Raw genomic sequence first — 6,528 nt, forward strand, 5'->3', positions numbered from 1 at the left:
TAATTATGCTGAGGTAATTATGCGCAATCGATTGATGCTGAATTAGTTGAATTATCTGAGGGAAGCAAGAATTATAGAATGACTGGATTTGCTATTGTTTCATCTTTGTTGATCTTAAGATTCTTAAGATATTTTAGCCGATTAACCCGTTTATGCCTTTACATACATTTGATTTTATGGAGAAGATCTAAATGAAAGTCGTATTATTTTGTGGTGGGCAAGGGACGAGATTGCGAGAGGAAACAGAATATCGTCCTAAGCCCTTAGTTGAAGTTGGTGGAAGACCAATTCTTTGGCATATTATGAAAATTTTTGCCCATTATGGAATAAATGATTTTGTCTTGTGTCTTGGCTATAAAGGCAGCAATATCAAAGAATATTTCTTGAATTACGAAGCAATGAATAATGACTTTACAATACGTTTGGGTAAGGGGAATCAAGTTCAATATCATAATATGCATGGTGAGCAGGACTTCACAGTGACCCTTGCCAATACTGGTTTAGAGACAATGACGGGAGGTAGATTAAAGCAGGTTAGTAAATATATTGATGACGAGATATTTATGGTTAGCTACGGCGATGGAGTGGCAAATATTGACATTTCGTCCTTGATTGAATTTCATAGAAGCCATGGAAAAATTGCTACGGTGACGGCTGTGCGTCCATTCTCGCGATTTGGAGTTCTCAATATTAGCGATCGCGAAGAGGTTGTAGACTTTACGGAAAAACCTCAAACTGATAGCTGGGCAAGTGTAGGCTTTTTTGTGTTTAATCGCCAAATCTTTAATTATTTAGGGGGAGACGACTGTATTTTAGAGCAAGAGCCATTACAAAAGCTTGCGAAGGACGGACAACTGATGGTCTATCGACATCATGGCTTCTTTTATGCAATGGATACCTATCGAGAATATAAATACTTAAATGAGTTGTGGGAAAGTAAAAATGCGCCTTGGAAAGTTTGGCCATGAATAATTTTTGGCAAAACCGTTCTGTCTTCATTACAGGTTGTACTGGACTATTAGGCAGTTGGATGACTCAAGAACTGGTCGAACGTGGGGCAAAAGTAGTTGGACTAGTCAGAGATTGGACTCCACAATCAAGACTGTTTCAAATGGGACTAGAAAAGAAAATTGTGACTGTTTATGGAAGGGTTGAGGATCTATCTATCTTGGAACGGATCGTCAACGAGTACGAAGTAGAAACTGTGATCCACTTGGCTGCACAAACTATTGTGGGAGTCGCTAATCGCGAACCCCTATCAACCTTTGAGTCAAATATCAAAGGTACTTGGAACGTGCTAGAAGCCTGTCGTCGAGTTGGTAAGGTTGGGCGAATTATAGTCGCTTCTAGCGATAAAGCCTATGGCTATCAAGAATTTATGCCCTATTCAGAGAATAATCCTTTGAGGGGCGAGCATCCCTATGATGTATCAAAAAGCTGTGCCGATCTAATCTGTCATGCTTATTACAAAAGTTATCATCTGCCCGTTTGTGTTACGCGCTGTGGTAACTTTTATGGCGGAGGCGACCTTAACTTTAATCGTATTGTCCCTGACACTATTTGTTCGACATTAAGAGATCGCCCAGTCGTTATTCGTAGTGACGGCAGCTATATTCGAGACTATTTTTATGTCAGAGATGGGGTGTTTGCCTATCTCCATCTAGCAGAACAAATGGATCGACCTGAAATTTTAGGTGAAGCATTTAATTTTAGCAATGAGATCCAAATCTCTGTCTTAGAAATTGTGCGTAAAATCCTGACCTTGATGGACAAAGAACACCTACAGCCCACGATTTTAAACCAAGCTCACAATGAGATCGAACATCAATATTTGTCGGCAGCGAAAGCAAGACAAATTTTGAACTGGAGTCCAGTTTATTCATTGGAAGAAGGCTTAAAAGAGGCGATCGCTTGGTATACAGATTTTTTAGCTTCAAAGTCATCAAGCGATCGGCAAGCATAAGCAGTACGGAAATTAAAGAATGAACAATGCAAATTCCCATACTGAAATTAGCAATGATTTTGATCCACAAGAACAAGATTTGCGATTACAAGTTTTTAAAGCTGTTAGAAACTACTATCAGCATAAATTTCCAGAAAAAAAATTTACAGCTGGGGAAACTTACTTGCCCGTCTCAGGTAAAGTCTTTGACGAAGCAGAGCTTTTAAATCTAGTTGATGCATCCCTCGATTTCTGGTTGACAACTGGACGCTATGCTGCAGAATTTGAAAAGCGCTTTGCGGAGTGGATGGGGGTAAAATATTGCCTGCTTGTGAACTCTGGCTCTTCGGCAAATTTACTAGCGCTGACGGCGCTTACCTCCCCCAAATTAGGAGATAGGCGATTGCAGTCTGGCGATGAAGTCATTACTGTTGCCGCAGGATTTCCCACAACTGTTAACCCTATCTTTCAAAATCAGCTAATTCCCGTCTTTGTGGATATTCAGCTATCTACCTATCAGATTGATGTAGCACAATTAGCATCAGCATTGTCATCGAAAACTAGGGCAATCATGATTGCTCATACTTTGGGTAATCCCTTCGATATTGAGGCGGTGGTGGGGTTTGCTCAAAAACACAACCTATGGTTAATCGAAGATAACTGTGATGCGGTGGGTTCTCTGTATCAAGGACAGAAAACGGGAACTTTCGGGCATTTATCAACCGTGAGCTTTTATCCAGCCCATCACATGACTATGGGGGAAGGTGGCGCGGTGTTAACAAGCGATCCCTTACTCAAAAAGATAGTTGAGTCTCTCCGCGATTGGGGGCGAGACTGCTGGTGCGCCCCTGGACGCGATAATACCTGCAATAAACGCTTTGAATGGCAAATGGGGGATTTACCCTTTGGCTACGATCATAAATATACCTATTCCCATATTGGCTTTAATCTCAAAATGACGGATATGCAAGCCGCTATTGGTATTGCTCAATTGGATAAGCTACCTAGTTTTATTGCTAAGCGAAGAGAAAATTTTGATTTTCTGAAGCAACAGTTATGGGATTTGCGGGATTTTTTGATCATGCCTGAGCCAACAATTGGTTCTGAGCCTAGTTGGTTTGGTTTTCTTGTTTTAGTCAAAGAAACTGCTCCCTTTACGCGTAATGAATTAGTAAAGTACTTAGAGCAAAAAAAGATTGGAACGCGACTTTTATTTGCTGGTAATCTAGTTAAACAGCCTGCTTACAAAGACTTGTTTTATAGAGTCATTGGTGATTTGCATAATACTGATCGGGTAATGGAAAAGTCTTTTTGGTTAGGAGTTTTTCCTAGACTAAATGAAGAAATGTTGATTTATATGGCTTCAACTATTCGCGAGTTTATTGGGAATTCAGTCAATGAATAAAAAGATTATTGAAGAGGATTTAAAAAATATCATTTCTACCGATCTACCGTGGGAAAAATTTAAAGACTCGACTGTTTTAATTTCGGGAGCTAGTGGTTTTTTGCCTGCCTATATGGTAGATACTCTGATGTATTTAAACAAAGTCAGAGGGCTAAATATAGAAGTTATTGGACTTGTTAGAAATAAAGAAAAAGCCCTAAGTAGATTTGCAAACTATCAAGATAGAAAGGATTTTAGGCTTTTAGTCCAAGATGTATGTAGTCCGATCGATTGCACAGATAACATTGATTACATTATTCATGCTGCCTGCCAAGCTAGTCCTAAGTACTATGGGATCGATCCAGTTGGTACGCTAAATGCCAATATTTTGGGGACTCATAATCTTCTAACTTTAGCTGGCAAGAACCCGTTAAAAAGTTTTTTGTTTTTTAGTAGTTGTGAAGTATATGGTCAAGTTGTTTCTTCACAAATTCCCACTCAAGAGGATCGATATGGATATTTAGATCCTCTACATTTAAGGTCTTGTTATGCTGAGAGCAAGAGAATGGGGGAAACGATGTGTTTGTCTTGGTTTAGTCAATATGGACTGTCCACTAAAATTGTAAGACCATTTCATACCTACGGCTTTGGTATGAGTTTAAATGATGGCAGAGTTTATGCCGATTTTGTTGCGGATATATTAAGTAATCGCGATATTCACATTAAAAGTGATGGTATGGCAACTAGGGCTTTTTGTTATATAGCGGATGCTACTATGGGCTTTTTTACAGTGTTACTTAACGGTGAAAACGGACAGGCTTATAACGTTGGTAATGATCTTTGTGAGATTAGTATTATGGATTTAGCTAATCGACTCACTACTTTATTCCCTGATAAAAATTTAAAGATAGTTAAGGATTGTCCTGCTAATGATGGTGGATATATCAAAAGTAATGTTTCGAGAAGTTGTCCCGATATTACTAAGCTGGTTGCTTTAGGATGGCAGCCAAAGACATCAATTGAAGATGGTTTTAGAAGAACTATTCTTAGTTTTTTGTAGCCATCTAAGTAATACCAATTCACTGAAGTGAGTCAACACTTCAGTGAATTAAAAAGCAACCCCATTAAGGTTTTTGAAAACACAAAATAGCTACGCCATTTTGTGTTTTCGTATTATACCAATTCACGAAAGTGTGACAACACTTTTGTGAATTAAACACCAAACCCAGTAAGGTTTTGAGATTCTCAAAATGGCAACGCCATTTTGAGAATTGGTATTAGTTATCATGGGAAGGAAATTGAATTGTCAATTTGCAATTGAAAAAATTGGAATAATTCATAATGTATGTTTGATCCTAAAAAGCTACGGCAAACGATTCTGAAAATGGCTTATGCTGGTTCGACGGTACATATTGGCTGTGCCTTTTCGATAGTAGAAATTCTGGCTGTGCTATACCGATCGCATCTTCATATCCCGAATCATGAGCCAGATCTACCACTGCGAGATTATCTGGTTTTGAGTAAAGGGCATGGTGTTATGGCGCAGTATGCCTGTATGTATGAGCTAGGTTGGTTAACGGATAGAGATATTCAAGATTATGCTCGTGATGGCACGATCTTGAAGGGATTGTCCGATGTACATATTAAAGGGCTTGAGGTTAGTTCTGGTTCCTTGGGACATGGCCTATCTGTGGGGGTAGGATTAGCTTTAGCGGCTAAGAAAAATCGCACCAGTCAACGCTGTTTTGCGATCGTTGGGGATGGCGAGATTAATGAAGGGGCAATATGGGAAGCGTTACTCTTTGCTGCCCATTTCGAGTTATCCAATCTATTAGTTATTGTTGATAAAAATGGTTATCAAGCTATGGGCGCAACTGATGAAGTTATGCGACTGGGGAATATTGTTGATAAATTGCAAGCATTTGGCTTTGAAACCAGAGAAGTCAATGGACATGATGAATTAGCACTGGATCGGACAATTCATGAATTAATGGGGCTCGATTCAAAGTCGCCTAGAGCGATCGTTGCCCATACGATTAAAGGTAAAGGTGTGTCATTTATGGAAAACAATAATATTTGGCACTATACAAGGCTGAATGATGAGACCTATAAATTAGCGATCGCCGAACTTCAGTCTTAAAGATATCTATTGCCATGAGAAATGCTTTTTCAAGAGCTTTAATTGCTGCTGCCAAATCCGATGATCGGATCGTTTTACTGACGGGAGATCACGGTTATGCCCTGTTTGATGAATTTCGCAAAGCTTGTCCTGAGCAATATATAAATGCTGGGGTCGCCGAACAAAATATGGTCGGTGTCGCCGCAGGTTTAGCCAAGGGAGGCTTTAAACCCTTTGTATATGGTTTAAGTGCTTTTATCCCGATCCGCGTATTGGAACAAATTAAGCTAGATATTTGTTACGAGCAGTTACCCGTAGTATTTATTGGCGATGGGGCAGGTGTAGTCTATAGCACGCTTGGCTCTAGCCACCAAAGTACCGAAGATATGGCGGTACTACGAGCAATTCCCTATATCAATATTTTTTCTCCATGCGATCGCTATGAAATGGAACAATGCATGAATTTAGCTTTGCGATCGCTACAACCCTCCTATATTCGTATGGGTAAAGCCGATTTACCGCAAATTCATAGTTCATTACCTAATTTTCAAGTTGGAGAACTTTGCCACATCAGAGATGGAACTTACAAAATGTGTTTTATAGCAACGGGGTCAATGGTATCGACGGCAATCATGGCTAGTGAAAGGTTTGATAAAGTTGCTGTTTGGAGTGCGCCATGTATTAAGCCATTGGCGATCGCACAAGTTATAGCGATCGCGCAATCCCATGAAATTTTAGTTACCTTAGAAGAACATTCCATCTATGGAGGACTAGGATCGGCGATCGCTGAAATAGTGTCAGAATATTCTCCTACTAGAGTTTATAGAATTGGTATTAAAGATAGATTTGCAAAGTTTTGTGGAAGCTATCAGTATCTTATCCAAGAACATAATTTAGATGTCGATTCTATTCTGAATACAATCCAACATTTATAGCTGCGGCTAGTCTTGTTAGGACAAAAAAACAAAAAAGATGGTTGCCGCGCAGAGCGCAGCAACCATCTTTTTTGTTTTTTTCTGATAAATTTGACGGCAGATATAAGTAATTGAACGTGACCAAAATTAGTAAGTATAGCTGTCGCCA

The 6,528-nt window shown here is 39.4% G+C and carries 6 protein-coding genes; all 6 read left to right on the top strand.

From position 1 onward, the window contains the following. Positions 1-191 precede the first annotated feature (191 nt). Positions 192-968, top strand: a complete 777-nt coding sequence (gene rfbF / locus AC805_RS14855; RefSeq protein WP_055076144.1) for a glucose-1-phosphate cytidylyltransferase — start codon at positions 192-194, stop codon at positions 966-968. Then, positions 965-1,963 carry a GDP-mannose 4,6-dehydratase gene (locus AC805_RS14860; protein WP_055076145.1) on the top strand — a complete coding sequence of 333 codons (999 nt, stop codon included), beginning with the start codon at positions 965-967 and terminating at the stop codon, positions 1,961-1,963. The genes rfbF and AC805_RS14860 overlap by 4 nt, the downstream gene beginning before the upstream one ends. A gap of 19 nt (positions 1,964-1,982) precedes the next feature. After that, on the top strand, positions 1,983-3,347 hold the full coding sequence (gene rfbH / locus AC805_RS14865) for a lipopolysaccharide biosynthesis protein RfbH (RefSeq protein ID WP_055076146.1): 1,365 nt from the start codon (positions 1,983-1,985) through the stop codon (positions 3,345-3,347). Further along, complete coding sequence (locus AC805_RS14870; protein WP_055076147.1) at positions 3,340-4,386, top strand: NAD-dependent epimerase/dehydratase family protein; 1,047 nt, start codon at positions 3,340-3,342, stop codon at positions 4,384-4,386. Before rfbH ends, AC805_RS14870 begins: the two co-directional genes overlap by 8 nt. 285 nt (positions 4,387-4,671) lie before the next feature. Continuing rightward, positions 4,672-5,466 carry a transketolase gene (locus tag AC805_RS14875; RefSeq protein WP_055076148.1) on the top strand — a complete coding sequence of 265 codons (795 nt, stop codon included), beginning with the start codon at positions 4,672-4,674 and terminating at the stop codon, positions 5,464-5,466. 14 nt (positions 5,467-5,480) lie between these two features. Then, positions 5,481-6,380 (top strand): transketolase family protein, encoded by a 900-nt coding sequence (locus AC805_RS14880; RefSeq protein WP_055076149.1) that lies wholly within the window; start codon positions 5,481-5,483, stop codon positions 6,378-6,380. The last annotated feature ends 148 nt before the right edge of the window (positions 6,381-6,528 follow it).

Source organism: Pseudanabaena sp. 'Roaring Creek' (genome assembly GCF_001402795.1).
Taxonomy (GTDB): domain Bacteria; phylum Cyanobacteriota; class Cyanobacteriia; order Pseudanabaenales; family Pseudanabaenaceae; genus Pseudanabaena.

Excerpts from the sequence above, each read along its gene's own strand:
- rfbF (WP_055076144.1), top strand. The coding sequence starts at position 192 with ATGAAAGTCGTATTATTTTGTGGTGGGCAAGGGACGAGATTGCGAGAG.
- AC805_RS14860 (WP_055076145.1), top strand. The coding sequence starts at position 965 with ATGAATAATTTTTGGCAAAACCGTTCTGTCTTCATTACAGGTTGTACT.
- rfbH (WP_055076146.1), top strand. The coding sequence starts at position 1,983 with ATGAACAATGCAAATTCCCATACTGAAATTAGCAATGATTTTGATCCA.
- AC805_RS14870 (WP_055076147.1), top strand. The coding sequence starts at position 3,340 with ATGAATAAAAAGATTATTGAAGAGGATTTAAAAAATATCATTTCTACC.
- AC805_RS14875 (WP_055076148.1), top strand. The coding sequence starts at position 4,672 with ATGTTTGATCCTAAAAAGCTACGGCAAACGATTCTGAAAATGGCTTAT.
- AC805_RS14880 (WP_055076149.1), top strand. The coding sequence starts at position 5,481 with ATGAGAAATGCTTTTTCAAGAGCTTTAATTGCTGCTGCCAAATCCGAT.